Origin of the sequence: Streptomyces sp. SDT5-1 (genome assembly GCF_052245995.1) — a bacterium.
In the GTDB taxonomy this organism is placed as follows: domain Bacteria; phylum Actinomycetota; class Actinomycetes; order Streptomycetales; family Streptomycetaceae; genus Streptomyces.
In genome coordinates this window covers 6,099,293-6,124,747 of the sequence record NZ_CM125963.1, presented here as the reverse complement: position 1 = coordinate 6,124,747, position 25,455 = coordinate 6,099,293, and the positions used below count along the sequence as shown (strand labels likewise).

Annotated in this window: 23 protein-coding genes and 1 pseudogene; 15 read left to right on the top strand and 9 right to left on the bottom strand. The window is 72.6% G+C overall.

Going from position 1 to position 25,455, the window contains the following annotated elements; translation table 11 throughout:
* The first annotated feature begins 68 nt into the window (after window positions 1-68).
* From ACTWJ8_RS28260 to ACTWJ8_RS28230, 7 genes are all read left to right on the top strand, one after another.
* Window positions 69-989 carry a glutamate ABC transporter substrate-binding protein gene (locus ACTWJ8_RS28260; protein ID WP_356378090.1) on the top strand — a complete coding sequence of 307 codons (921 nt, stop codon included), beginning with the start codon at window positions 69-71 and terminating at the stop codon, window positions 987-989.
* A 131-nt stretch (window positions 990-1,120) separates the two neighbouring features.
* On the top strand, window positions 1,121-1,768 hold the full coding sequence (locus ACTWJ8_RS28255; protein ID WP_356378087.1) for an amino acid ABC transporter permease: 648 nt from the start codon (window positions 1,121-1,123) through the stop codon (window positions 1,766-1,768).
* The gene (locus tag ACTWJ8_RS28250; protein ID WP_443260594.1) at window positions 1,765-2,763 is read left to right on the top strand and encodes an amino acid ABC transporter permease; all 999 of its coding nucleotides are present in this window, start codon (window positions 1,765-1,767) and stop codon (window positions 2,761-2,763) included. Before ACTWJ8_RS28255 ends, ACTWJ8_RS28250 begins: the two co-directional genes overlap by 4 nt.
* A gap of 187 nt (window positions 2,764-2,950) precedes the next feature.
* A complete protein-coding gene (locus ACTWJ8_RS28245) occupies window positions 2,951-4,582 on the top strand; it encodes an FAD-dependent monooxygenase (protein WP_443260593.1) in 1,632 nt (543 codons plus the stop codon).
* Window positions 4,569-4,733, top strand: a complete 165-nt coding sequence (locus ACTWJ8_RS28240; RefSeq protein ID WP_356378078.1) for a putative leader peptide — start codon at window positions 4,569-4,571, stop codon at window positions 4,731-4,733. Before ACTWJ8_RS28245 ends, ACTWJ8_RS28240 begins: the two co-directional genes overlap by 14 nt.
* Before the next feature lie 82 nt (window positions 4,734-4,815).
* Window positions 4,816-5,355, top strand: a complete 540-nt coding sequence (locus tag ACTWJ8_RS28235) for a cysteine dioxygenase (RefSeq protein ID WP_443260592.1) — start codon at window positions 4,816-4,818, stop codon at window positions 5,353-5,355.
* Window positions 5,352-5,777: a rhodanese-like domain-containing protein gene (locus ACTWJ8_RS28230; protein WP_443260591.1), complete on the top strand. Its 426-nt coding sequence runs from the start codon at window positions 5,352-5,354 to the stop codon at window positions 5,775-5,777. The genes ACTWJ8_RS28235 and ACTWJ8_RS28230 overlap by 4 nt, the downstream gene beginning before the upstream one ends.
* Window positions 5,778-5,868: 91 nt before the next feature.
* Here the strand turns inward: ACTWJ8_RS28230 and recX are convergent, their stop codons facing one another.
* Window positions 5,869-6,657, bottom strand: coding sequence for a recombination regulator RecX (gene recX / locus ACTWJ8_RS28225; protein WP_356378069.1), 789 nt, complete (start codon window positions 6,655-6,657; stop codon window positions 5,869-5,871).
* Between the two features lie 6 nt (window positions 6,658-6,663).
* Entirely contained in the window at window positions 6,664-7,782 is a 1,119-nt protein-coding gene (gene recA, locus ACTWJ8_RS28220) for a recombinase RecA (RefSeq protein WP_443260590.1), read from the bottom strand.
* A 243-nt stretch (window positions 7,783-8,025) separates the two neighbouring features.
* Here recA and ACTWJ8_RS28215 point away from each other — a divergent pair, with 243 nt between their 5' ends.
* Window positions 8,026-8,940 (top strand): aminoglycoside phosphotransferase family protein, encoded by a 915-nt coding sequence (locus ACTWJ8_RS28215; protein WP_443260589.1) that lies wholly within the window; start codon window positions 8,026-8,028, stop codon window positions 8,938-8,940.
* 128 nt (window positions 8,941-9,068) lie between these two features.
* Entirely contained in the window at window positions 9,069-9,830 is a 762-nt protein-coding gene (locus ACTWJ8_RS28210; RefSeq protein ID WP_443260588.1) for a hypothetical protein, read from the top strand.
* 6 nt (window positions 9,831-9,836) lie between these two features.
* On the opposite strand, the gene ACTWJ8_RS28205 is transcribed toward ACTWJ8_RS28210, so the two are convergent.
* Window positions 9,837-11,063, bottom strand: coding sequence for an AI-2E family transporter (locus tag ACTWJ8_RS28205; RefSeq protein WP_443260587.1), 1,227 nt, complete (start codon window positions 11,061-11,063; stop codon window positions 9,837-9,839).
* Window positions 11,064-11,121: 58 nt separating this feature from the next.
* Window positions 11,122-11,316, bottom strand: coding sequence for a DUF3046 domain-containing protein (locus ACTWJ8_RS28200; protein WP_356378055.1), 195 nt, complete (start codon window positions 11,314-11,316; stop codon window positions 11,122-11,124).
* 79 nt (window positions 11,317-11,395) lie between these two features.
* On the opposite strand from ACTWJ8_RS28200, the gene ACTWJ8_RS28195 reads away from it, so the two are divergent.
* Window positions 11,396-12,346, top strand: a complete 951-nt coding sequence (locus ACTWJ8_RS28195; protein ID WP_443260586.1) for a hypothetical protein — start codon at window positions 11,396-11,398, stop codon at window positions 12,344-12,346.
* 12 nt (window positions 12,347-12,358) lie between these two features.
* Here the strand turns inward: ACTWJ8_RS28195 and ACTWJ8_RS28190 are convergent, their stop codons facing one another.
* Window positions 12,359-13,537, bottom strand: a complete 1,179-nt coding sequence (locus tag ACTWJ8_RS28190) for a PucR family transcriptional regulator (protein WP_356378050.1) — start codon at window positions 13,535-13,537, stop codon at window positions 12,359-12,361.
* A 154-nt stretch (window positions 13,538-13,691) separates the two neighbouring features.
* Here ACTWJ8_RS28190 and ACTWJ8_RS28185 point away from each other — a divergent pair, with 154 nt between their 5' ends.
* Together ACTWJ8_RS28185 and ACTWJ8_RS28180 are read left to right on the top strand one after the other, a co-directional pair.
* Complete coding sequence (locus tag ACTWJ8_RS28185; protein ID WP_443260585.1) at window positions 13,692-15,095, top strand: alkyl sulfatase dimerization domain-containing protein; 1,404 nt, start codon at window positions 13,692-13,694, stop codon at window positions 15,093-15,095.
* Entirely contained in the window at window positions 15,095-16,384 is a 1,290-nt protein-coding gene (locus tag ACTWJ8_RS28180) for an MFS transporter (RefSeq protein WP_443260584.1), read from the top strand. The genes ACTWJ8_RS28185 and ACTWJ8_RS28180 overlap by 1 nt, the downstream gene beginning before the upstream one ends.
* Here the strand turns inward: ACTWJ8_RS28180 and ACTWJ8_RS28175 are convergent.
* The 3 genes and pseudogenes from ACTWJ8_RS28175 to ACTWJ8_RS28165 all read right to left on the bottom strand — a co-directional run.
* Window positions 16,374-16,682, bottom strand: a complete 309-nt coding sequence (locus tag ACTWJ8_RS28175; RefSeq protein ID WP_356378042.1) for an AzlD domain-containing protein — start codon at window positions 16,680-16,682, stop codon at window positions 16,374-16,376. The genes ACTWJ8_RS28180 and ACTWJ8_RS28175 overlap by 11 nt on opposite strands.
* A complete protein-coding gene (locus tag ACTWJ8_RS28170; RefSeq protein WP_356379641.1) occupies window positions 16,679-17,449 on the bottom strand; it encodes an AzlC family ABC transporter permease in 771 nt (256 codons plus the stop codon). The genes ACTWJ8_RS28175 and ACTWJ8_RS28170 overlap by 4 nt, the downstream gene beginning before the upstream one ends.
* Window positions 17,450-17,589: 140 nt before the next feature.
* Window positions 17,590-18,348, bottom strand: a pseudogene (locus ACTWJ8_RS28165) (AraC family ligand binding domain-containing protein); the annotation flags it as partial.
* Window positions 18,349-18,435: 87 nt separating this feature from the next.
* Between ACTWJ8_RS28165 and ACTWJ8_RS28160 the strand changes: the two are divergent.
* The 3 genes from ACTWJ8_RS28160 to ACTWJ8_RS28150 all read left to right on the top strand — a co-directional run bounded on the left by ACTWJ8_RS28160 (window position 18,436) and on the right by ACTWJ8_RS28150 (window position 25,084).
* Window positions 18,436-23,256, top strand: coding sequence for an ATP-dependent helicase (locus ACTWJ8_RS28160; RefSeq protein WP_443260583.1), 4,821 nt, complete (start codon window positions 18,436-18,438; stop codon window positions 23,254-23,256).
* A 123-nt stretch (window positions 23,257-23,379) separates the two neighbouring features.
* Entirely contained in the window at window positions 23,380-24,186 is an 807-nt protein-coding gene (locus tag ACTWJ8_RS28155) for an Fpg/Nei family DNA glycosylase (RefSeq protein WP_443260582.1), read from the top strand.
* 121 nt (window positions 24,187-24,307) lie between these two features.
* Complete coding sequence (locus ACTWJ8_RS28150) at window positions 24,308-25,084, top strand: SDR family NAD(P)-dependent oxidoreductase (RefSeq protein ID WP_356378034.1); 777 nt, start codon at window positions 24,308-24,310, stop codon at window positions 25,082-25,084.
* On the opposite strand, the gene ACTWJ8_RS28145 is transcribed toward ACTWJ8_RS28150, so the two are convergent.
* Entirely contained in the window at window positions 25,032-25,322 is a 291-nt protein-coding gene (locus tag ACTWJ8_RS28145; RefSeq protein ID WP_443260581.1) for a hypothetical protein, read from the bottom strand. The genes ACTWJ8_RS28150 and ACTWJ8_RS28145 overlap by 53 nt on opposite strands.
* Window positions 25,323-25,455 lie beyond the last annotated feature (133 nt).

The window sequence follows — 25,455 nt, the reverse complement described above, 5'->3', positions numbered from 1 at the left end:
AAAACGCATCCCGCGCGCGTGGTGCCTATTTCCCACTGCCGAATCTGCCGACACGAAGGATGTTCACCATGAAGCTCCGCAAGTCCGCCGCCGCAGCGGCCGCCGTCGCCGCCCTGGCGCTGACCGCCACCGCCTGTGGCGGCGAGTCCGGCAACGCCGGTGACAAGCCCGCCGGGGCCTCGGGTGGCAAGAACCAGCCGAAGCTGCCCACCTACGCGGTGAAGAGCGATGTGAAGATCGACTCCGCGACCCTGAAGAAGGCCCAGAAGGCCGGCAAGATCGTCATCGGTTCCAAGGACGACCAGCCGTTCCTCGGCTTCCAGGACTCCAGCGGCAAGCGCTCCGGCTTCGACATCGAGATCGCCAAGATGGTCGCGGCCGACCTCGGCTTCAAGCCCGACCAGATCACCTTCAAGACGATCGACTCCGGTGTCCGCGAGACGACCATCTCCAAGGGCGACGTCGACCTCTATGTGGGCACGTACACCATCAACGACGAGCGCAAGAAGCAGGTCGGCTTCGCGGGCCCGTACATGATGGCCGGCGCCGACCTCCTGGTCCGCAGCGACGAGAAGGGCATCACGGGCCCGACGTCCCTGAAGGGCAAGAAGGTCTGCTCCATCAAGGGTTCGACCCCGCTGCAGGAGATCAAGAAGCCCAAGTACGGCGCCGAGACCGTCGAGCTGGCGAAGTACTCGGAGTGCGTGCAGCAGCTCCTCAACAACGAGGTCGACGCCGTCACCACCGACGACGCGATCCTCAAGGGCTACGCCGCGCAGAACCCGAAGAAGCTCAAGGTCGTCGGCAAGCCCTTCACCGAGGAGCCGTACGGAGTCGGCATGGGCAAGGACGACAAGGCCCTGCGCGACGCGGTCTCCGACGCCCTCGAGGCGCACGAGAAGAACGGCGACTACAAGAAGGCCTACGACGCGACTCTCGGCCTCTCCGGTGCCAAGTACACCGCGCCGCCGGCCCTGGAGCGCTACTGATCGCTCGCACGCCCGAGCGATCAGCCGCCTGTTCTCGCAGGCAGTGAGTTGACCGCTGCCCTGTACGTCTCCGTGGCGTACAGGGCGCGGCTCCCCCTGCCCGACCGCTGCCGCCCCACGAGGAACTCCCCGTGAATGTACTGCTCGACCACCTTTCGGAATTCCGCGAGGGATTCCTCGGCACCATAGGCCTGACCCTCGCGAGTGGCCTGCTGGCGATGCTGCTCGGCACGATCCTCGCCGGGTTCCGGGTCTCGCCCATCCCGCCCCTACGGTTCTTCGGCACCGCCTGGGTCACGCTCTTCCGCAACACCCCGCTGACGCTGCTGTTCCTCGTCATCTGGTTCGCGGTGCCCCAGGTCCTCGACTTCGGCTTCAGTCCGTGGGTCAAGGCCCTGATCGTACTGAGCTTCTACACGTCGTCGTTCGTCTGCGAAGCGGTGCGCTCCGGCATCAACACGGTGCCGCTCGGGCAGGCCGAGGCGGCTCGCTCGATCGGCATGACGTTCTTCCAGACGCTCGGCCTGATCATCCTTCCGCAGGCGGTGCGCACCGTGCTGCCGCCGCTGAGCTCCATCTTCATCGCGCTGACCAAGAACTCGGCCATCGCCGGCGCCTTCAGCGTGACCGAACTGTTCGGCTGGCAGAAGCTGTTGAGCGACCAGGGTTACCCGATCGCCTGGATCTTCCTGTGGGTGGCGCTCGGCTACCTGGTCATCACCTTCGCCATCAGCATCTTGTTCCGGGTGCTCGAGAGGACCCTGGAGGTCGCCCGATGAGTGCCAGCGTTCTCTACGACGCCCCGGGCCCCAAGGCCCGCACGCGCAACCGGATCTACACCGTCGTCGGTACGCTCGCGGTCGTCGGCCTGATCGTGTTCGTGATCGCGCAGCTCGCGTCCAAGGACCAGTTCGCGCCCGAGAAGTGGAACATCTTCAACTACGCGAACGTCCGTACGGCGATCCGCGACGGCATCCTGACCACGCTGAAGGTCTTCGCGGCCGCCGGTGCGCTCTCCCTGGTGTTCGGCGTGGTTCTGGCGGTGGCCCGCTCGTCGGAGCACCGGCCGATCCGCTGGCTCGCCACGGGCTTCATCGAGCTGTTCCGCGCGATCCCGCTGCTGATCACCATCTACGCCCTGTGGGTTCTCTTCCTCACCTACAAGAGCGACCTGGGCGTCATCGGCGAGAACAACGCCTTCTGGGCGCTGGTCATCGGCCTCACCGTCTACAACAGCTCGGTGCAGGCCGAGGTGTTGCGCGCCGGCTTCCAGGCGGTGCCGCGCGGACAGGTCGAGGCGGCGTACGCGCTGGGTCTGCGCAAGCACCAGGTCATGACGATGCTGCTGCTGCCGCAGGCCATCCGCTCGATGCTGCCGACGATCATCAGCCAACTTGTGGTCACCCTCAAGGACACCTCGCTCGGCTACATCATCACGTACGCGGAGCTCCTGTACGCGGCCCGCAAGCTGGCCAACAACACGCTGGTCGGCGGCGAGTACCCGTACGTGCCCGTGCTCATCGTGACCGGCACGATCTACGTCCTGATGTGTCTGGCCCTTTCCGGGCTCGCCAACTGGATCGAGCGCCGCGGGCGCCGCGCCAAGACCGGCATCAAGGTGGCCGCGGCCGCCGAGCCCGTCGCGGAGGGTGGCCTGATGGACGCCGCGGACCTGCCGGGCGGCGCTGGACACGGCGCGACCGCCGCCGAGGGCACCGCCGAACAGGCGGAGTCCGATGACCGGTCCGAAGGACCCGGTTCGCCGAGGAGTTGACCCGACCCCGGTGCGGGGCCTGAGCCGGACGGCGGCAGTAGCGTGATCGCCACTGCCGCCGTCACTTGACGCAAGCACCGGCAATGGGTTGCATACGCTCTGTGAACGCGCACCCCGCTCCAACTGCCCGTCCTTGTACGTCCAGTACGCCGCCCGTGCTGCCTTCCAGGGCGGGAGGGGACGCGGCGTGGACCCGGTGATCGTCGTCGGCGCGGGTCCTGTCGGGCTCACGCTGTCCCTCGCCCTGGCGCGCCACGGCGTACCGTCCGTGATCCTCGACGAGGGCCCCGGCAAGGACGAGCCCCGGCCCGCGCGCACGGTGGTGCTGCGCGAGGACACCGCCGCCCTGGTGGAGCGGCTCGCGGGTACGTCGTTCGAAGCGGACGGCGCGCGCTGGACCGGCTGGCGCTCCATGCGCCGCAAGCAGGTGATGGGCGTGCTCACGTTCGGTGAGCGGGGGGCGCGCGGCGGGTCGCTGCCCGCCCCCTTGCACCTCGCCCAGCACGAGCTGACCGACGCGCTGCGCCGCGCCGTCGCCGCCGAACGGCTGATCAAGGTCGCCGTCGACAGCCGCCTGGACTCGCTCGAGGAGGAGAAGTCCGGCCTCACCGCGCACACCCGCGGCCCCAAGGGCACCTGGTGGCGCGGCAGTTATCTCGTCGGCTGCGACGGTCCCCGCTCCACCGTCCGCAAGCTCCTCGACATCCGCTTCCCCGGCCGCACCGCCGTCGAACGACACGCGGTCGCCGCGCTGCGGGCGGAACTTCCGTGGCCCGGCGAGGCGTTGCTCCATAGGAGCCCTCCGTGGCGGACCTCGGGTCGATCGGGCTCGGAGGTCGTCGGCCGCCCCCTCGCCGACGGCGTCTGGCGCCTGGACTGGCTGCTGCCGCCCCGCAGCGACCTGGTGACCCCGGATGCCCTGGTGAGCCGGATCCGGGAGACCCTCGCGGGCTGGTGCGGAGGCTCCACCCCGCCGTACGAACTGCTCGACACCGGAGTCCACACGGTGCACCACCGGCTCGCCCGCCGCTGGCGCGTGGGCCGCGTCTTCCTGGCAGGGGACGCCGCGCATCTGCTGGGCGCGCTCGGCACGCAGGGCCTGGACGAGGGGTTGCGCGACGCCGACAACCTCGCCTGGAAGCTGGCCACCGCCTGGCACGACGGCGCGCGCTCCGGGTCCGACGCGCTGCTCGACAGCTACCAGACCGAGCGCCGCGCCGTGGTCGCCGGACGGCTGCGCGCCGCCGACCAGGCACTGCCGATACTGCGCGGTGGCGGCGGGCTGCGCGCGTACGTCCCCGGGGCGGCGCGCGGGCACGACGCGCTGCTCACGGACGGGCACCTGGGGCACGGGCCGCTCGGCGCGCCGGGGGCGTACCCCGATTCACCGCTCGCGCCCCCGCGCTCCGAATCGCAGGTGGAGGTGGGCACGGCGCCCGGCGCGCCGATCACCGACGTCGAAGTGACCGCGCCCGACGGCTCGTTCGTACGACTGCGGGACCGGCTCGGCCGTGGGCCGCTGCTCGTCGTGCTCGTCGCGCCGGGGACCGGGGTGTGGGAGCGCAAGCACTGGATGTCGGCGGGGCTCATGCCGCGGCTCGCGGCGGCCGTGACCGCGCTGCCGCACGAGGCCGAGCTGCTCGTCGCCGAGCGGTACCCGGGTGCGGCGGCGCACACGGTGCTGCTGATCCGGCCCGACGGCCACCTGGTCACGGCGCTCAGCGGAGTGCGTCCCGCGGAGCTGTACGAGGCGGCGCGCACGGCCGTCGGGAGGCCGGCGGAGGAGCACGGTCCGGTGAAGAGCGGTGCCGGTCGCTGAGCCGCTCGGTGATCCTTCGGGTGAGTTGACCGTCCCGCGACCCCATGGTGTACTCCGGAGCGTGACGGTCGACACCGATGTGCGCCTGTGGCGGAGGGTCCATATGGATCTCCTCCGCTACGCGGGCTGCGTGTGTCACCCCTCCTGCTGAATTCGCATCCTTCCTTTCACGCGCCCGCCGCGCACTGCGCGGCGATGACGCGTGCCTTTCGCGAACTCCCAGGACGGTACTGGTGTCCCCTTCCGCACATCCCGCTGCTTCTTCCCGCACGCCGTCGGCCGCGCCCACGCAGGCCGACCTCCTCGCGTTCGTCCGCCGTGTCGCCGAGGACCACGAACTGATCGGCTCGCTTCCGCTCGATCCCGAGGGCCGCACCTGGCTGCGGCTCGAAGGGCCCGACGGCAGCGAGGCCTGGCTCATCGGCTGGCCGCCGGGCACCGGCACCGGCTGGCACAACCACGCCGAGTCCGTCGGCGCCTTCCTGACCGCACGCGGAGCGCTCCAGGAGAACTCGCTCGCGGCGCGCCTTCCCACCGACGGGTGGAAGACCCTGGAGCTGTCCGAAGACGTCGACAGGGAGCGGCGGTTGACGGCGGGTCAGGGCCGCGCCTTCGGCCGCCACCATGTGCACGAGGTGCTGAACGAGTCCCGCACCGAGCACGCCGTCTCGGTGCACGCCTACTACCCGCCGCTCCCCCGGATCCGCCGCTACAGCCGCACCGGTCCGGTGCTGCGCCTCGAGTCGGTGGAGAGCCCGGAGGACTGGCAGTGAGCGCGCCCGACACTGCTGAGGCTTCCGACGCCCCGCGCCCGGTGGGCATCGACGAGTACCTGGAACGGGTGCGGTCCGGCCTCGACCGGGTCGCACCGCGAGACGCGTTCGACGCGGCGTCCCGTGGCGAGGCGCTCCTGGTCGACATCCGGTACGCGGCGCTGCGCGAGCGCGACGGCGTGATCCCCGGCGCCCTCGTGGTCGAGCGCAACGAACTGGAGTGGCGCCTCGACCCCTTCGGCAGCCATCGCGTCCCCGAGGCCACCGGCCACGACCTGCAAGTCGTGATCATCTGCAACGAGGGCTACGCCTCCACCCTCGCCGCCGCCTCCCTCCACACCTTGGGCCTCCACCGGGCAACGGACCTGGTGGGCGGCTTCCAGGCGTGGAAACGGGAGGGGCTGCCGGTGGTGGGCGTGTAGGGGCCGGGATGTAGGGGCGCGTCGCCCGCTCGGGGCCTTCAGCGGTACAGCCCGCTGAAGGCCGGCCGGGCTCCCGGTACCGGCGAAGCCGCTAGTCGGCGAAGCCCAGGTCCTCCGTCTCCTCCCCCTCTTCCTCCAGCGCCTGCCGCACCACCCGCAGCGCCATTCCCTCCGGGTAGCCCTTGCGCGCGAGCATCCCCGCGAGGCGGCGCAGCCTCTTGTCGCGCTCCAGGCCCCGCGTGGAGCGGAGCTTGCGCGCCACGAGGTCGCGCGCGGTCTCCTCCTCGCGCTCCGAGTCGAGCTGCCCGACCGCCTCGTCGATCACCGTCGAGTCCACGCCCTTGGTGCGCAGCTCCCGGGCGAGCGCCCGCCGGGCGAGCCCCCGGCCGTGGTGCCGCGACTCCACCCACGCGTCGGCGAAGGCGCTGTCGTTGATGAGGCCCACCTCTTCGAAGCGGGTCAGCACCTCCTCCGCCACGTCGTCGGGAATCTCGCGCTTGCGCAGCGCGTCGGCCAGCTGCTTGCGCGTGCGCGGAGTCCCGGTGAGCAGACGCAGACAGATGTTCCGCGCCCGCTCAGCCGGGTCTCCTGACGGCTCCCCCCGCTCGGCCCTCGACGAGTCAGGGGGGCCGTCGTCCTGTGCGGCGCCGGACGGATCCCCGAATCCTCTCCGGCGCCCGCGTCCACGCCCGCGCGGCCCGGCCCCGCCGCGCGAACGCCCACCACGGCGCGGCCCGTCCGCCGCGCCGCTTCCCGCCTCGACGTCTTCCCCGGCCTCGCCGTACGCCATGTCGTCGTACACCCCGCCGCGCCCGCTCCCCCGGCCATCGGGAACGGCGAAGTGCACGTCGTCATCGGCCCAGTCGGTTCGTCGTGTCACGGCGGACTAGCTCTTGGCCGCCGCGGCCTTGGACTTGGCCGCCTTGGGCGCGGGCACCGTCTTGGCCGCCTCCTCCGCGGGAGCGGACTCCGCCGCGTCCGCGCCCGGCTCGCTGCCCGGCTCCTCCGGGTGCACGCCGACGCCCAGCTTCTCCTTGATCTTCTTCTCGATCTCGTTGGCCAGGTCGGGGTTGTCCTTCAGGAAGTTGCGCGCGTTCTCCTTGCCCTGGCCGAGCTGGTCGCCCTCGTACGTGTACCAGGCACCGGCCTTGCGGACGAAGCCGTGCTCCACGCCCATGTCGATCAGGCCGCCCTCGCGGGAGATGCCCTGCCCGTAGAGGATGTCGAACTCGGCCTGCTTGAAGGGCGGCGCGACCTTGTTCTTGACGACCTTGCAACGGGTGCGGTTGCCCACCGCGTCCGTGCCGTCCTTCAGGGTCTCGATGCGGCGGATGTCGATGCGCACCGAGGCGTAGAACTTCAGCGCGCGACCACCGGTCGTGGTCTCCGGCGAGCCGAACATGACGCCGATCTTCTCGCGCAGCTGGTTGATGAAGATCGCGGTGGTCTTGGACTGGTTGAGCGCGCTGGTGATCTTCCGGAGCGCCTGGCTCATCAGGCGGGCCTGAAGACCCACGTGCGAGTCACCCATCTCGCCCTCGATCTCCGCGCGCGGCACGAGCGCGGCGACGGAGTCGATGACGATCAGGTCGAGGGCGCCGGAGCGGACCAGCATGTCGACGATCTCGAGCGCCTGCTCGCCGTTGTCCGGCTGGGACAGGATCAGGTTGTCGACGTCGACACCGAGCTTCTTCGCGTACTCGGGGTCGAGGGCGTGCTCGGCGTCCACGAAGGCCACCTGGCCGCCGGCCTTCTGCGCGTTGGCCACGGCGTGCAGGGTCAGGGTCGTCTTACCGGAGGACTCCGGGCCGTAGACCTCCACCACACGGCCGCGCGGGATGCCGCCGACGCCGAGCGCCACGTCGAGCGCCGTCGAGCCCGTCGAGATGACCTCGATGGGCTCCTGGGTCCGGTCGCCCATGCGCATGACCGCGCCCTTGCCGAATTGCCGTTCAATCTGCGCGAGCGCGGCGTCGAGCGCCTTCTCGCGGTCGGTTCCTGCCATGGGTTCCACCCGGTTTGCTTGAGTCGATCGCTTCACGCCAAAGACGCTAACGCCTGCCACTGACAATCGGCCTCGACGCCTGTCTCGCCTGTGGATAACTCGAGGCCCTTCGCCCGGCCACCCTTCCCGAATCCCTTGGAAACACTGGGAAAAGTGGCACTGGACTTTCCATAAGAATGGATGTTCGATTTTGGTGTCAAGCGCGCCACGCGGGTCGGCGCGCCTCCGCTACCGTGACTCCGCATGACCCACACCGCGCTCGAGATCACCGCAGAGCTGGTCCGGGAACTGCTCCGCGAACAGCATCCCGACCTGGCCGACCGTCCCGTGAGTCTCGGGGCCCGTGGGTGGGACAACCAGCTGTGGCGGCTCGGCGACGACCTCGCCGTCCGGCTGCCCTGGGCCACCGATTCCGCAGACGCGCTGCTGCGCAAGGAGCACGCGTGGCTCCCCGCGCTGGCCCCGGGCCTTCCGCTGCCCGTCCCGGTGCCCCAGCGGCTGGGCGAGCCCTCCGAGCGGTTCCCGCGTCCCTGGATCGTCACCACCTGGGTGCCGGGCACGCCGGCCGACCGGGCGCCCGCCACCACCGCCGAGTCGGCCGACTCGCTGGCCGCTTTCCTGACCGCCCTGCACCAGCCTGCTCCCGCGGGCGCTCCGGTCGGCCGCCACCGCGCGGGCCCGCTGTCCGAGTACGCGGAGGGGGTCGCCGAGCAGCTCGCCGAGGCCACCGGGGCCGGGCTGGTTCCCGACCCGGACGCCGCCAGCGCCGTCTGGGAGGACGCCGTCTCCGCGCCCGACTGGGCGGGCCCTTCCCTGTGGCTCCACGCCGACCTGCACCCGGCCAACGTGCTGACTTCGGACGGCTCGTTCTGCGGCGTCATCGACTTCGGCGACCTCTGCGCCGGCGATCCGGCCTGCGATCTCGCCGCCGCGTGGCTGCTGCTGCCGGACGACGCCGTCGAGCGCTTCCATGACGCCTACCGTCCTGCCCTCGACTCCGCCACGCTGCGCCGTGCCCGGGGCTGGGCGCTGCTGAAGGCCCTCGTCTGCATGCTCATCGGTCACGCCGGCGACCACGGACGCCCCGGCGGCAAGCCCACCTGGGGGCCGCCCGGACATGCCGCGCTGCGCCGCCTCGTGCGCACCGCCGCCCTCTGACGCGCGCGGCCGTCGACGCGCGCGCACGTCCAAGCCGGACGGTCCGCACTCCGTACTCCCCACGTCGTACGGCGGGTGTCTTCGGCCGGACGACGACCTCAGGGGCCCATGTGGCGAGCCTTGTCCCCATGGCCACCACCCACGTGAACCCCGTCGCGGTCCGTCGCCCCGTCGACCGGTTGTGCTACACGGTCGGCGCCGCCCTGGTCGCGTCCGGACTGGCGCACCTCGTCGTCTTCGCGGTCGACGGCGGCCCCTTGAGCGGGCCGGTGTCCTGGCGCAAGCCCATCACCTTCGGGCTGTCCTTCGGCCTGACGCTCATGGCGATCACCTGGGTGACCTCGTACCTGAGGATCGGGGCCCGTCTGCGTGCCGTTCTGCTCGCGGTGTTCGCCGTCGACTGCGTCCTGGAGGTCGCCGGGATCACCCTCCAGGCGTGGCGCAAGGTGCCCTCGCACCTCGACATGGAGACCGCCTTCGACAGCGCCGTCTCCATGTCTCTCGCGGTCGGTGGCGGCATCCTGGTGGCGCTCCTGACGTCGTTCGCCGTCGTCTCCTTCAGGAACCCGCCGAGCGGTCCCGCGGGGATGCCGCTCGCCGTACGCGCCGGGTTCGCCGTCCTTCTGGTGGCCCTCGCGTCCGGGGCGGCGATGATCGCGCGGGGTGTCTTCCTGACGCGGACGGGGCACCAGGAGGCGGCGTACCACTCGACGGCCGCCCTCAAGCCGCTGCACGGGGTCAGCCTGCACGCCGTGCTGGTGCTTCCCGCCCTGGCCTGGCTGATGTCCCGTACGACCTGGAGCGAACGCCGCAGGACGCACATCATGTACGTGGCCTGCGGCTGCTACGCGGCCGCCGTCCTCGCCTCCGCGCTCTGGGTGGTCGTCTGAGGCCGCCTACTGGTCTCTGGGTCCCGGTTCCTTGGCCAGGCGCCGCAGCCGCGTCCAGAGGGGCTCTCCGCGTCTGCGGTGCCCGTGCACGCGCGGGTCGTCGGTCACGTCGTAGCGCTTCACGTACGCCCCGAGGAAGGCTTGCAGTGTCGCGACGGCGGGGATCGAGATCAGCGCGCCGACGGCGCCCAGGAGTGCGGTGCCCGCGATGACCGAACCGAAGGCGACCGCCGGGTGGATGTCCACGGTCTTCGCGGTCAGCTTCGGTTGCAGCACATAGTTCTCGAACTGCTGGTACACGACCACGAAGACGAGCACCCACAGCGCGTACCAGGGGTCCACGGTGAAGGCGATCAGCATCGGCAGGGCGCCCGCCAGATACGTGCCGATGGTCGGGATGAACTGCGAGACGAGTCCCACCCACACGCCGAGCACGGGCGCGTAGGGGACGTCGAGCGCCTCCAGAAGGATGTAGTGCGCGATGCCGGAGATCAGCGCCATGAGGCCGCGCGAGTAGAGGTACCCGCCGGTCTTGTCGACGGCGATCTCCCAGGCGCGCAGCACCTCGGCCTGCTTGGCCGGCGGCAGGACGGAGCACAGTGCGCGCCGCAGCCGCGGGCCGTCGGCGGCGAAGTAGAACGAGAACAGCAGGATCGTCAGGAGCTGGAACAGCCCGCCGAGCACCTGCGTGGAGACGTCCAGGACGCCCGTGGCGCTGTTCTGGACGTACTTCTGGAGCCAGTCCGAGTGCAGCAGGCTGTCCTGCACCTCGACCCGATTGAGGTCGGTGTGGAACGTCGCGTTGACCCAGCTGATGAGCTGGTCGAGGTACTTCGGGAAGTCGTCGAACATGTCGACGATCTGGCCCGCGAGCATCGATCCGAGGAGCACGACGAAGCCCGCGCTCACCACCATCACGGCGAGGAACACCAGGAACGTCGCGAAGCCCCGGCGCAGACCGCGCGCCGACATCCGGCTCACCGCGGGCTCCACGGCGAGCGCCAGGAAGAACGCGATCAACACGTTGATCAGCAGCCCGATCAGCTGGTGGAACGCCCAGTACCCCAGCCGGAAGCAGGCGAAGAGGGCCAGAGCGAGCACCATGGCGCGCGGCAGCCAGCGCGGCATCCCCGCGCGCGGAGTCGGCGCCGAACCCGGCGGCCGCTCGGGCGGCGTCGTGCCGGGCGGCGCGGCGTCGTCCGCCACCTGGAAGGTCTCGTCTGTCGGTGCCACGCTGCCAGTCTCGCCCACGCCACCGACAATCGGCGGCCGCCCCCGTTCCCTCACCCCGTCAGCGCTTCTCGTCCGGTACGTCCATGGTGGTGCACACGACGCGCCAGACGTCCTTGGCCTCCCAGCCCGCGTCGAGCGCCTGGTGGACCGTTCGCCCGCCGAGTCCCGCCATCACGTGATCACGCGCGAACGTGTCGGCGTACCCGGATCCGAAGTGATCCGCCATTCGTTGCCAGAAGACCGTCAACCGCATGCGTCCAGTATCCCGCCCCTGAGAGTGGGGCCGTGCTCGGGAGGCTTGTCGAGACCGCTTTCCGTCCTACGGTCGGTGCATGGCCGAAACCGGAGCTTCCCCACTCCCCCCGTCGCCCCCGGCACGCTCCCCGCTCTCCCGTGCCGAGACCTTCATCTGGCTGACCGCTCGCGTCCTCGAGCAGCGCCGCTTCACCTATCACTTCCTGGACGGCTCACCCGCGGCGGCCGACGCCGTCGAGACGGCGCTGACCGCGTACCGCAACGTGGACGACGGCTACGGGCACGCGCTCGAACCGGACCTGCGCGGCCCGGTCAGCCAGCCCCTGCACACCGGGCACGCGCTGCGCGTCCTGGACACCATCGGACGGTGCTCGGGGCAGCGCGTGGAGCGTGTGTGCCGTTACCTGACCGCCGTCTCCACCCCGGAGGGCGCGCTTCCGGCGGTGCATCCCAGCCAACGCGGTTATCCCTGCGCCCCGTTCGTCCCCGTGGTCGACGACCCGCCGAGCGAACTGCTGGCCACCGGGCCCGTCGTCGGCCTGCTGCACCGCAATGAGGTGTGGCACGCGTGGCTGTTCCGCGCCACCGACTTCTGCTGGTCCGCCGTCGAGTCCCTGAAGACGTCCCATCCGTACGAGGTGCAGGCCGCGGTCGCCTTCCTGGACAGCGCGCCCGACCGCGCGCGTGCTCGCGTGCTCGCCGACCGACTCGGCCGCCTGGTGCGCGAGCAGCGGCTCGCGGTGCTCGACCCGGACCGCAAGGAGGAGTACCCGGTGGCGCCCGGCTACGGCCCTGACGAGCATCACTTTCCGTACGACTTCGCCAAGGTGCCCGAGTCCCTGGCGCGCTCATGGTTCACCGACGAGGAGATGGCCCGTTCGCTCGACCATCTGGAGAGCGAGCAGCAGGAGGACGGCGGCTGGCCCATCAACTGGCGTCAGTGGGCGCCGGCGACGGCCATGGAGGCGCGCCCCATGGTGACCATCGAGGCCCTGCGCACGCTGCGCGCCTACGGACGCCTCGTGTAGCGACTCGTCCGGTCAGTCCTCCGCGTCGCGCAGCAGGAGCGCCGCGATGGCCAGGGCCGTGCCGCGCGGCGAGGACAGTTCGACGGCGGTCCGCTCGGCGATCTTCGCGAGCCGGTTGTCGACCGTGTTCGGGTGAAGGCCGAGCGCCTCGGCGGTGGCCCTGCGGTCCTGCTGGTGGGCCAGGTGGGTGCGCAGCGTCTCCAGGAGCTCGGGCCGGTCGGCGACCGGATCGAGGAGCGCGGCGATGAGGTGGCTGCTCTCGTTGCGCCTGGAGAGGTGGTACTCGAGAAGCACGTCCTCGATGCGGTGCAGCCCCGGGGGCAGCCCGCACGCGCGCGCGATGCGCAGGACTTCGCCGGCGGTGCGGGCGGCGTCGGGGATCTGCTCGGGGCCGTCCGCGCGCACCGTGGCGACCCGTACGGGCAGGCCGCTCGCCCGGCTCAGGTGCTGTGCCAGGTCCTCGGGCGGCGGGCAGTCCTTCGCGACGACGGCCCGCCCGCCGTCGCCGTCCAGGAGGGTGAGCACGGCGTCCCCGAAGGTGCGGTCCAGGACGCTCTGCATGCGGCGCAGTCGGCGGCGTACCGCGACCGGCCCCTCCGAAGGCGCCGCGTCCGTGCCGAGCGCCAGCACGTGGGCGGGCCCGTCGAGCCGGAGCTGGTCGAGGAGCACGTGTCCCGGAGGAACCATCCCGTCGAGCAGACCGCGCACCAAGGAGCGCTGCTGCGCGTGCTGTTCGGCCTCCAGGGCGGACCGCTCGTCCATGTACGTCTCGGCGACGGATCCCACCACTCCGGGCTGGGCGCGCAGCAGGAGGTCGACGAGTTCGACCAGGGCCGGCTCGTCGCCCGGCCCCGCCGCCTCGCGCAGGGCCCGCCACAGAACGTACGAGCCGAGCGCGTGGGTGCGCAGCAGGAGGTGCAGCGGCATGCCCTCCTCGGCGCGCTGAGCGGCCCTCTCGCGGAACAGCCGCTGGCTGCCGGGCTGTTCCGCGTCCGGGTCGCCGACGTGCCGCAGGAACAGCCGTACGCCGTGGCGCGCGGTCGCCGCGACCTCCAGGTCCTTCACGTCGTCCGGCAGCTCCGCGTAGCCGGGCAGTTCCTCGAAGGCCTCTCTGGCCATGCGGCGCGCCAGTTCGTTGACGCGCGGCTCGCAGCGCGCGGCGAGCGAGCGCGCCTCCGGGGACAGCGGCACGGGTCCTCCATGGCATCGGCTACGGGGCGCCTGTTGTGACGCGTCACAACACTTCACCACCAGGGGTGTGACATCAAGCGGTGTTCCGGGCCGCCCGCACCGCATTGACTCGTGGAGAGCCGAAGGACCGCCGCCGCACGAAGGAGCCGCGCCCATGACCGAGCACAACACCGCACCCGACACCGCCGCGCGCAAGCCGGTCGACTACGCCGACTACGCGGGCCGGGTCTGGGAGGGGACCGAGTCCCTGCTTCCGCATCTCTCGGGCGCCTACACGAGCGACGAGCTGGTGCGGCTGGGCCCGCGCGTGGGCTTCTTCCCGGCCTTCGCCAACGTCTCCGTGTTCGACACCGGTGACGGCGCGGTGCTCGTCGACTCGGGCGACTTCCGTACGGCGGCAAACCTGCACGCGGCGGTCAAGGGCTTCGGGGCGGGCCCGGTGCGCTCCGTGGTCTACACGCACGGGCACGTGGACCACGTCTTCGGAGTGTTCCCCTTCGACAAGGAGGCGGCGAAGACCGGCACCGCGCGACCTGAGGTGGTGGCGCACGAGGCTGTGACCGCCCGCTTCGACCGCTACATCAGGACGGCCGGCTACAACTCGTGGATCAACCGGCGGCAGTTCGGTGTGCCCACCTTGGAGTGGCCCACCACCTACCGCTATCCGGACACCGTCTACCGCGACCGGCTGACGTTCCGCCGCGGCGAGCTGACCTTCGAGCTCATCCACGCGCGCGGGGAGACGGACGACCACACCTATGTGTGGGTGCCGGAGCTCAAGACGCTGTGCACGGGCGACCTGTTCATCTGGAACACGCCGAACGCGGGCAACCCCCAGAAGGTGCAGCGCTACCCCGAGGACTGGGCGCGGGCCCTGCGTGACATGCAGGAGCTGGGCGCTGAGGTGCTGCTGCCGGGGCACGGTGTGCCCATCATCGGTGCCGAGCGGGTGAACCGTGCCCTGGACGACACGGCGCGCTTCCTGGAGTCGCTGTGCGAGCAGACGCGCGAGCTGATGAACGCGGGCCACCGGCTGGACACGGTCATCCATGAGGTGAAGGTCCCCGAGGAGCTGCTGTCCCGCCCCTACCTCCACCCTGCCTACGACGAGCCCGAGTTCGTCGTCCGGAACCTGTGGCGGCTGTGGGGCGGCTGGTACGACCAGAACCCGGCGCACCTCAAGCCCGCCCCTGAGGCGGCCGTGGCGGCCGAGTACGCGCGCGCGGCGGGCGGCGCCGGGGCGCTGGCCGAGCGGGCACGCGAGCTCCTCGCGGCGGGCGACACCCGGCTGGCCTCGCACCTGGCGGAGACGGCGGCCCTGGCGGCGCCCACGGATCCGGACGTGGCACGCGCGCGTGCCGAGGTGTACGCGCGGCGGGCGGGCGAGGAGACCTCCACCATGGCGCGCGGTGTCTTCTCCTGGGCCGCGGCCGAGTCCGCCGCCGTGGCCGAGGGCACGGACGTGGCCACGGAGCTGACGCGCTCCCCGGAGGGCCGCAAGCGGGCCGGGGGCCGGATCAGCGTCGGCGTGGTCGACGACGAGGACGGCTGCTGCTGATGCGCGGGGCCTGGCGCACCACCTGGCTGCTCCTCGCCTTCATGGTCGTGAATTTCGCCGACAAGGCGGTGCTGGGCCTCGCGGGTCCCGAGATCCGGGCGGACTTCGGCATCAGCCGGCAGGAGTTCGGGACCGCCCAGTCGGCGTTCTTCGCCCTGTTCTCGGTCGCGGCACTCGGCGTCGCGGCACTCACGAAGAGGGTCCGCACGACGCCGCTGCTGCTGGGGCTCGCCCTCCTGTGGTCGGCGGCCCAGCTGCCGATGCTGTGGGGCGCGGCGGGGTTCGGCACGCTGGTTGCCACCCGCGTCCTGCTGGGCGCCGCCGAGGGGCCCGCGTCCCCGGTCGCGATGCACCACGTGCACGGCTGGTTCCCGCAGCGTGAGCGGGCCCTGCCCACCGCGCTGCTGCTGGTCGGCGCCGCGGCCGGGGTCGCGGTGGCCGCGCCCGCGCTGAGCTGGGTGATCACGCACTGGGGCTGGCGCTGGTCGTTCGGCGCCGTGGGCCTGGTCGGCCTGGCCTGGGCCGCCGTGTGGCTCCTGTGGGGGAAGGAGGGTCCACTGGCCCCTGCCGTCGGCAAGGAGGCCGGTCTGGCGCCCGCGGACGTCAGCACGGTGCCGCTGCGCCGCATCCTGCTGTCGCCGACGTTCCTGACCGCGGCCTTCGGTTCGTTCGCCGCCTACTGGGCGATGAGCGCGACGCTGACCTGGGCACCGGACTACATGGAGAACGTCATGGGGTGGAGCCTGCATCAGGCGAGCACCATGGTCGGCGTAGGGGCGCTGGCCCACGGTGCCGTCCTTCTGGCGCACGGTCTGCTGGCGCGGCGCTCGGCCCTGAAGGGCACGGCGCCCCGCATCCCCGTGGGCGCGGGGGCGGGCCTCCTGGTCACGGCGTCGGGCTGCGCGACGGCGCTGTTCGGGCTCGCCGACTCCCATGCCGTGAAGGTGCCCATGATGCTCGGCCCCATGGCGCTCGCCATGGTGATGCTCACCGTCGCGGCGACCGCCTGCGCACGCATCGCGCCCCCGGTCCAGCGGGGCACGGTTCTCGGCGTACTGACCTGTGTGTACGCCCTCGGGGGCATCGTCTCGCCGTTCGTTCTGGGCCGCCTCGTCGACGGCGCGGCCACGGTGTCGGCGGGCTACGAGCACGGCTGGCTGCTGACCGCGGCGCTCCTGGTCGCGGGCGGCGTCCTCGCAGCCGTCTTCTGCCGCCCTGAGCGCACGGCGGGGCGGCTCGGGGTCCCGGAGGTCCCCGCCGACCTGCCGGCGCCTCAGGTCAGCCCGTGAGGGCCCGCAGGCCCGCGGTGACGACCACGGCGACCGCGACCACCACCAGGAACGGCGCCCGCAGGACGAGCGCGACGGCGGCCGCGGCGAGCCCGGCCGCCCGGGCGTCGAGGACGAGGGCGCGCCCGTCGGCGAACGTCTGTTGGGCCGTGAGAGCGGCCAGCAGCGCGACGGGGAGCAGCGCAGCGAGACGCTTCACCACGGGTCGTTCGAGGGCGCCCGCGGGCACCAGCAGTCCGATCAGTTTCACGGCGTAGCAGCCGACCGCGGTGACCGCGATCGCGATCCAGACGTTCAACGGTCTTCTCCTTGTGGCGCGTTCGACGCTTGTGGCGCGTTCGGCGTCGCGCCTCGGCGACGCCCTTCCACGTAGAGCACGGCGGGGGCCGCGAGGGCGGCCACGAGGACGGGCACCCCGGCCGGCAGCACGGGCAGCAGTCCGAGCATCAGGACGACGGCGAGCCCGGCGACGGCCCGCTCCGTGGTGGTCCTGAGCATCGGCGCGAGCAGGGCCAGGAACACCGCGGGGCCGGCCGCGTCGAGCCCCCAGGCGTCGGTGTCGCCGATGGCCTCCGCGCCCAGGGCTCCGAGCAGCGTGGTGAGGTTCCACAGCACGTACAGGGTCAGCCCGGTGACGGTGAAGCCGAGGCGCACGCTGCGCCGTGTCGGCTGGGCGAGCGCGACGGCCGACGTCTCGTCGATGACCCAGTGCGCGGCGAACGGCCGCACCACGCGCGGGAGGGCGAGCAGTTGGGAGAGCCGCAGCCCGTAGAACGCGTTGCGCACCCCGAGGAAGAACGCCCCCGCGGCGGCGGTGAAGGGATTGCCGCCCGCCGCGAGCGCCCCGACGAGCGCGAACTGCGAGGCCCCTGTGAAGACAAGAAGGCTGAGCGCGCAGGTCTGCAGGACGGACAGGCCGCTGCCCGCCGAGGTCACTCCGAAGGCGAATCCGGAGAGGCCCACCGCGACGCCGACGCCGAGCGCGTCCCGGACGACGGCCGCATCCGGCTTGCCCGCCCCTTCTGTGCGTCCCTCTCCGGGTGGGGCGGCCTCTGGTGTGCGTATGTCTGTGGATGTTGTCTTGTCTGCCACGCCTCGCACGGTACGAGGAGGTCCGCGTCCGGTTCTTGTACGTTCTTGCGCTCTCGCTGGTACGCGCCCGGCGGGACCCCGACGATCCGAGTGAAGTGCCGGTTCAGGTGCGGCTGGTCGGTGAAGCCGAGGGCCACGGCTGCGTCGGCGGGCGCCGTGCCCGCCTCCAGAAGCCGTCGCGCCACGCGCACGCGCGCGTTGGTGAGCCAGGCGTGCGGCGGCATCCCGTACGCGTCGCGGAACGCGCGCAGCAACGCGAAGGGGCTGGTGCCGAGCTCCGCGGCGAGGGCTTCCAGGGACGGCGGGTCCGCCAGCCGCTCCTCGAGGAGCTCGCGGGCGCGGGACGCGGCGGTGGCCCCCGCCGACGGCCGGGGCCGCGCCGTGAGGGAGGTGCCGTTGGCCCGCAGCAGCCGGGCGAGCACGAGCCGCAGGAGGCTGTCGGCGGCCAGCGCGTTGCCCTGCTCCGCCGCCCGGTGCACCTCGTTGACCATCCGCGAGGCCTGCGGGTCGGTGACGATCGGCTCCCCGAAGGCCGCGGTGCCGCGCACCGCGCCGGTCTCCGCGGCGATCTCGGCGATGACGTCGGCCGAGGGGTAGAGCGTGGCGTACGCCCAGCCCTCCGGCCCGCCCGCCTTCGCCGTGTGCGCCACTTCCGGATTGAGCATGACCACGGTGCCGGGCCCCGCGTTCAGCGTTCCGTCGGGCAGTCCGATGGCCTCGACGCCGCGGGTGACCGCGCCGATCACGAAGCCGTCGTGGCTGTGGCGCGGGAAGGTGTGCCGGACGTAGCGGGCCCTCAGCAGGTCGAGCCCCGGCAGCCGCTCGTACCGCCAGTGCCGCGCCCATTCGCTCGTGCTCGCCGACCGTGCCATGGCCCCATTCTGCGGCAGGCACGCCCCGACGAAAACCCGTTTCCGCAGGTCACCGCCATTGTCAGTGGTGGGGTGCAGGATGGGGGCATGGTCAGGTCCAGGCAAGGGGCCCACAGCGCCTCGCAGGCCCTCAGCGGCTTCTCCCCCGCGACCCGCGGTTGGTTCACGGGGGCCTTCTCCGCGCCCACATCCGCGCAGGCGGGGGCGTGGAAGGCGATCGGTGAGGGCTCGGACGTGCTGGTCGTCGCGCCGACCGGCTCGGGCAAGACGCTCGCCGCGTTCCTGGCAGCCCTCGACCAGCTCGCGTCGACGCCGCCGCCCGCCGACCCGAAGAAGCGCTGCCGCGTGCTGTACGTGTCCCCGCTGAAGGCCCTCGCGGTGGACGTGGAGCGCAATCTGCGCAGCCCGCTGACCGGAATCCGCCAGGAGGCCGTCCGGCTCGGCCTGCCCGAGCCCGAGGTGAAGGTCGGCATCCGCTCGGGCGACACCCCGGCCGCCGAGCGCCGCGCGCTGGCCACCCGCCCGCCGGACATCCTGATCACGACCCCCGAGTCACTGTTCCTCATGCTCACGTCGGCCACGCGCGACGCGCTGGCGGGCGTGGAGACGGTGATCCTGGACGAGGTGCACGCGGTGGCGGGCACCAAGCGCGGCGCCCATCTGGCGCTCTCCCTGGAGCGGCTCGACGAGCTGCTGCCCCGTCCCGCCCGCCGCATCGGCCTGTCCGCGACGGTCCGGCCGGTCGACGAGGTGGCCCGCTATCTCTCGCCCCAGCGCCGGGTGGAGGTCGTCCAGCCGCCGTCCGGCAAGGAGTTCGACCTGTCGGTGGTCGTCCCCGTGGAGGACCTCGGAGAGCTCGGCGGCTCCCCGGTGCCCGACTCCGACCAGGGGGCCGAGCGCCCCTCGATCTGGCCCTCCGTGGAGGAGCGGATCACGGACCTGATCGAGGCCCACCGGTCGACGATCGTGTTCGCCAACTCGCGCCGCCTGGCCGAGCGACTGTGCAACCGGCTGAACGAGATCGCGTACGAGCGTGCCACCGGCGAGCCGGTCCCCGAGGACCACTCGCCGGCCGAGCTGATGGGCGGCTCCGGGGCAGCATCGGGCGCCCCGCAGGTCATCGCGCGCGCCCACCACGGATCGGTCTCCAAGGAGCAGCGCGCACTCGTCGAGGAGGACCTGAAGGCGGGGCGGCTGCCCGCCGTCGTCGCCACGTCGAGCCTGGAGCTGGGCATCGACATGGGCGCGGTCGACCTCGTCGTCCAGGTGGAGTCGCCGCCGTCGGTGGCCTCCGGGCTCCAGCGCGTGGGCCGTGCGGGCCACCAGGTGGGCGCGGTGTCCACGGGCGTGGTGTTCCCGAAGTACCGCGGCGACCTGGTGCAGTCGGCGGTCGTGACCGAGCGCATGCGCACCGGCGCCATCGAGTCCCTGCGCCTCCCGGCGAACCCGCTGGACGTGCTCGCCCAGCAGCTCGTCGCGATGACGGCCCTGGACACCTGGCAGGTCGACGATCTGCTGGCGCTCGTCCGCCGCGCCGCGCCGTTCTCCTCGCTGCCCGAGTCCGCGTTCACGGGCGTGCTCGACATGCTCGCGGGCCGCTACCCGTCCGACGCCTTCGCCGAGCTGCGCCCCCGCGTCGTCTGGGACCGCGTGGCCGGCACGGTCACGGGCCGCCCCGGAGCGCAGCGCCTGGCCGTCACGTCCGGGGGCACGATCCCCGACCGCGGCCTTTTCGGCGTCTTCTTGGCGGGTGCCGACCCCAAGAAGGGCGGCGGCCGCGTCGGCGAGCTCGACGAGGAGATGGTCTACGAGTCCCGCGTCGGGGACGTGTTCACGCTCGGCACCAGCTCCTGGCGCATCGAGGACATCACGCGCGACCGCGTCCTCGTCTCCCCTGCCCCCGGAGTCCCCGGCCGCCTCCCCTTCTGGAAGGGCGACCAGTTGGGCCGCCCGCTCGAACTGGGCAGGGCGCTGGGGGCGTTCCTGCGCGAGGTCGGTTCCCAGAAGCCCGACGACGCGCGCGTGCGCCTCACCGCGGCGGGGCTCGACGAGTGGGCTGCGAACAACGTCCTGTCGTACCTCGCCGAGCAGCGCGAGGCATGCGGCCACATCCCGGACGACCGCACGATCGTGGTGGAGCGGTTCCGGGACGAGCTGGGCGACTGGCGGGTCGTCGTCCACTCGCCGTTCGGGGCCCAGGTGCACGCCCCGTGGGCGCTCGCGCTCGGCGCCCGGCTCAGCGAGAAGTACGGCATGGACGCCCAGGTGATGCACGCCGACGACGGCATCGTGCTGCGCCTGCCGGACGCCGACCTGATGGGCCTCGACCTCCTCGACCAGGAGCCCGCCAAGGCGGGCATGGAGTACGACGACGAGCAGGCACCCATCGGAGCCGCCGACGTCGCCTTCGACAAGGGCGACGTGGACCAGATCGTCACCGACCAGGTGGGCGGCTCGGCCCTGTTCGCCTCCCGCTTCCGCGAGTGCGCCGCCCGCGCGCTGCTGCTGCCCCGCCGCAACCCCGGCAAGCGCACCCCGCTGTGGCAGCAGCGCCAGCGCGCCTCCCAACTGCTGGAGGTGGCGAGCGAGTTCGGCTCGTTCCCGATCGTCCTGGAGGCGGTGCGGGAGTGTCTTCAGGACGTCTTCGACGTACCGGGCCTCGCCGAGCTGATGGGCGACATCGAGTCCCGCAAGGTCCGCCTCGTCGAGGTCACCACCCCGGAAGCATCCCCCTTCGCCCGCTCACTGCTGTTCGGGTACGTGGCGCAGTTCCTCTACGAGGGCGACTCCCCGCTCGCCGAGCGGCGCGCCGCCGCGCTGTCCTTGGACTCGCGCCTGCTCGCCGAGCTCCTCGGCCAGGCCGAGCTGCGCGAACTGCTCGACGCGGAGGTCCTCGCCGATCTGGAGCAGGAGCTCCAGTGGCGTACGGAGGACCGACGGATCAAGGACGCCGAGGGCGTCGCGGACCTGCTGCGCATCCTCGGCCCGCTCACGGACGCGGAGCTGGCCGAGCGGGGCGCCGAGCCCGGCTGGGCCGAGAGCCTCGCGGGCGCCCGCCGCGCCATCCGGGTGCGGATCGCGGGCGCCGAGCACTGGGCGGCGATCGAGGACGCGGGCCGCCTGCGCGACGCCCTGGGCACCGCGCTTCCGGTCGGCGTCCCCGAAGCGTTCATGGAGCCGGTCAAGGACCCGCTCGGCGACCTGCTGGCCCGCTACGCGCGCACGCACGGCCCGTTCACCTCCACCCAGGCGGCGGCCCGCTTCGGCCTCGGCGCCGCCGTCACGGACGGCGCCCTCCATCGTCTGGCGGCGAACGGCAGGGTGGTGCAGGGCGAGTTCCATCCGGCGGGCATCGGCCAGGAGTGGTGCGACGCCACGGTCCTGCGCAGGCTGCGCCGCCGCTCGCTGGCCGCGCTGCGCCATGAGCTGGAGCCGGTGCCGCCCGCGGCGCTCGCCCAGTTCCTGCCCCAGTGGCAGCACGTGGGCGGGCAGGGCCTGCGCGGCATCGACGGCCTCGTACGCGCGATCGAGCAGCTTCAGGGCGCCTCGGTCCCGGCCTCCGCGCTGGAGAAGCTCGTCCTGCCGTCACGCGTCTCCGGGTACGTGCCTGCCCTCCTCGACGAACTCATGGCGTCCGGCGAGGTGTTGTGGGCCGGCGCCGGTTCGCTGCCCGGCAAGGACGGCTGGGTCAGCCTCTACCTGGCGGACACGGCTCCCCTGCTCCTGCCGCCGCCCCACCCCTTGGAGCTGACGCCGCTCCACCAGTCCGTCCTGGACGCCCTCTCGGGTGGGTACGGCCTGTTCTTCCGCCAGATCGCCGACCGGGTCCGCGCCACCTCGCACCCCGAAGCCACCGATCCTCAACTGGCCGACGCGATCTGGGAGCTGGCCTGGTCCGGCCGGCTCACGAACGACACGCTGGCCCCGATGCGCGCCCTTCTCGGCTCCGGCCGCACCGCCGGGTCGACCGCGCACCGGGCCCGCAGAGCCGTCCCGCGCGGCCGCTACGGAGGCCTCACGGCGGGCGCCCGGCCCACGTCCCGCACGGGCCCGCCCACGGTCGCGGGCCGCTGGTCCCTGCTGCCGGGACCAGAGGCCGACCCGACGGTGCGCGCCCACACCCTCGCCCGCACGCTCCTCGACCGCCACGGAGTGGTCACCCGGGGAGCGGTCGGCGCCGAAGGGGTCGAGGGCGGCTTCTCGGCGGTCTACCGCGTGCTGTCCGTGTTCGAGGAGAGCGGCCAGGCGCGGCGCGGCTACGTGGTGGAGGGTCTCGGTGCGGCCCAGTTCGCGATGGACGGCGCCGTGGACCGGCTGCGCGCGGCGGCCAACGCGCAGGAGCGGGGTGCGGCGCCCCCTGACCCGTACGCCGCGCCGGACTCCCCCGCGCCCAGGGGCAGAGCCACCGCGCCCCACGCGATCGTCCTGGCGGCGGCCGATCCGGCCAACGCGTACGGGGCCGCCCTGCCCTGGCCCGACCCGCCCGCCGGCAGCGGCGCCGGCCAGAAGCCCGGTCACAAGCCGGGCCGCAAGGCGGGCTCCCTTGTGGTGCTGGTCGACGGCGAGCTGACGCTCTACATGGAGCGCGGCGGCAAATCGCTCCTGGCATGGCCCGCGACGGACCCGGCGCCCACCACCCCGGCCCCGGCCTCCGAAGCGGCGGCATCGGCCACGGACGCCGGCAGAACCGGTGCCCACGCCCCCGCCCTCACGCCCGCCCAGGTCGCCGAGGACCCCCGTCTGCCCGCCGCGGCCCAGGCACTCGCCGAGGCCGCCCGCTCCGGCGCACTCGGCACGATCACGGTCGAGCGGGTCAACGCGGAGTCCGCGCTCACCTCCCCGTACGCCCCGCTGCTGGAAGGAGCCGGATTCCACGCGACACCGCGCGGCCTGCGCCTGCGCGCGTGAGGCCGACGGCGCACCGCACACGCCACGACGGACCGACCCACCAACGAGCGGCCCAGCGGGCGACCCACCGGCCGAGGCGGCGGCACACGCCCACAACCGCCCCACCGACCTACCCTGGACGCCATGCCCGAAGGAGACACGGTCGCGCAGGCGGCGAAGCGGCTGCACGACGCCCTCGCGGGGCAGGTGCTGACCCGTTCCGACCTGCGTGTCCCCCGGTACGCCACCGCGGACCTCACCGGCCGGACGGTGCTCGACGTCACCCCGCGCGGCAAGCACCTGCTGACCAGGATCGAGGGCGGCCTCACGCTCCATTCGCATCTGCGCATGGACGGCTCCTGGAAGATCTACGCCCCCGGTGAGCGCTGGCGCGGCGGCCCGACCCACCAGATCCGCGCGATCCTCGGCAACGAGACCCGCACGGCGGTCGGCTACCGGCTCCCCGTCCTCGAACTGCTGCGCACCACCGAGGAGGCCAAGGCCGTCGGCCACCTGGGCCCCGACCTCCTCGGACCGGACTGGGACCCGGACACCGCCCTGAGCAACCTCCGCAAGGATCCCGCGCGCCCGCTCGGCGAGGCCCTGCTCGACCAGCGCAACCTCGCGGGCATCGGCAACATCTACAAGTCCGAGCTCTGCTTCCTGCTCCGCGCCACCCCCTGGCTCCCGGTCGGCGAGCTGCCTACCGAGACGGCCGACCGCCTCCCGCTCCTCGCGAAGAAGCTCCTCGAGGCCAACCGCGACCGCCCCGCCCGTGTCACCACCGGCCGCCCGCGCCCCGACGAGCGCCTGTACGTGTACGGCCGCTCGCACCGTCCCTGCCTGCGCTGCCGCACCCCCATCCGCACGGCCGACCAGGGCGACGGCTCCCGCGAGCGCCCCACCTACTGGTGCCCGCACTGCCAGCAGGGCCCGGCCCCGACGCCGTAGCCCCGCCGCCCTCGCCCCACCAAACAGCCGGACACACACCACCGAGCTCGTACCTGCAACCGCACTCCCAACCACCGCACGGCAATTGACGCCCCGTCAGATCAGCTCGTACGGTCCCACCATGCCCCTCACTGCGTACGACCTCACCGGACGCACCGCATTCGTCACCGGCGCGGCGAGCGGCATCGGCCGCGCCTCGGCGACACTCCTCGCACAGGCGGGCGCCACCGTCCACTGCGCCGACCGCGACGCACAGGGCCTGGACGAGACGGCGGCCCTCATCAAGGAGAGCGGCGGCACCGCCCACACCCACACCCTGGACGTGTCGGACCGCGCACAGGTCGCGGACGCCGTCGCGACCGCGAACACCACGTCAGGCGGCCTCGACATCATGGCCGCGATCGCCGGCGTCATGCACAACAGCCCGGTCCTGGAGACCCGCGACGAGGACCTGGACCGGGTCCTCGCGATCAACTTCAAGGGTGTGCTCTACGCCTGCCAGGAGGCGGCCCGCACCATGATCGCGGCCGGCACCCGCGGCAGCATCGTCACGATGGCCTCCGGGGCGGTCGACACCGGCGGCCCGGGGCTGCTCTGCTACGGCGCGGCGAAGGCCGCCGTCGTCCAGCTCACCAAAACACTTGCCACGGAGGTCGGCCCGCACGGCATTCGGGTCAACGCGGTGGCACCCGGTTGGATCCGTACGCCGATGACGACCCGCCACGACGAGAGCGCGCAGGCGCACACCGAGGCCCTGATGGTGCGCATGTCACCGCTCGGCCGGGTCGGCGAGGCGGAGGACATCGCGCACGCGGTGCTGCATCTGGCCTCGGACGCCGCGTCGTTCACGACGGGCCAGATCCTCCGCCCGAACGGCGGCGTCGCCATGCCGTGGTGACGCGCCTGCGCACCCCACCGGCGAGTTCACGCCCGGCGCGCACCGCCCGTACACGTACGCGCCGCGCGCCGTGCCTGCCCGGCGCACCGGCGACTCCGGCCGCCCGGGACTTCGGCAGGGCGTGCACCGGCAGCAGGCTGAGCCCCCAGCCCCCGGCGACCACCGCCCCTTCGATCGCGCCCGCGCCGGGCGCGAAGACGAGCCGCAGGGCGCCCCACCACCAGAGAGCGCCGCACACGACGGCCGGCGCCCACCGGAGTATTCGCCATCCAGCCCACGCCACCGACCGCTCACCTCCGCCCACCGACCTCCGGGACCACGACCACAACCAACCTGCCCGGCCCCACCGACGCCACGCCGAGGACGCCGAG

Excerpts from the sequence above, each read along its gene's own strand:
- ACTWJ8_RS28250 (WP_443260594.1), top strand. The coding sequence starts at position 1,765 with ATGAGTGCCAGCGTTCTCTACGACGCCCCGGGCCCCAAGGCCCGCACG.
- ACTWJ8_RS28195 (WP_443260586.1), top strand. The coding sequence starts at position 11,396 with ATGGCCGAAACCGGAGCTTCCCCACTCCCCCCGTCGCCCCCGGCACGC.
- ACTWJ8_RS28260 (WP_356378090.1), top strand. The coding sequence starts at position 69 with ATGAAGCTCCGCAAGTCCGCCGCCGCAGCGGCCGCCGTCGCCGCCCTG.
- ACTWJ8_RS28185 (WP_443260585.1), top strand. The coding sequence starts at position 13,692 with ATGACCGAGCACAACACCGCACCCGACACCGCCGCGCGCAAGCCGGTC.
- ACTWJ8_RS28150 (WP_356378034.1), top strand. The coding sequence starts at position 24,308 with ATGCCCCTCACTGCGTACGACCTCACCGGACGCACCGCATTCGTCACC.
- ACTWJ8_RS28215 (WP_443260589.1), top strand. The coding sequence starts at position 8,026 with ATGACCCACACCGCGCTCGAGATCACCGCAGAGCTGGTCCGGGAACTG.
- ACTWJ8_RS28200 (WP_356378055.1), bottom strand. The coding sequence starts at position 11,316 with ATGCGGTTGACGGTCTTCTGGCAACGAATGGCGGATCACTTCGGATCC.
- ACTWJ8_RS28210 (WP_443260588.1), top strand. The coding sequence starts at position 9,069 with ATGGCCACCACCCACGTGAACCCCGTCGCGGTCCGTCGCCCCGTCGAC.
- ACTWJ8_RS28180 (WP_443260584.1), top strand. The coding sequence starts at position 15,095 with ATGCGCGGGGCCTGGCGCACCACCTGGCTGCTCCTCGCCTTCATGGTC.
- recA (WP_443260590.1), bottom strand. The coding sequence starts at position 7,782 with ATGGCAGGAACCGACCGCGAGAAGGCGCTCGACGCCGCGCTCGCGCAG.
- ACTWJ8_RS28160 (WP_443260583.1), top strand. The coding sequence starts at position 18,436 with ATGGTCAGGTCCAGGCAAGGGGCCCACAGCGCCTCGCAGGCCCTCAGC.
- ACTWJ8_RS28155 (WP_443260582.1), top strand. The coding sequence starts at position 23,380 with ATGCCCGAAGGAGACACGGTCGCGCAGGCGGCGAAGCGGCTGCACGAC.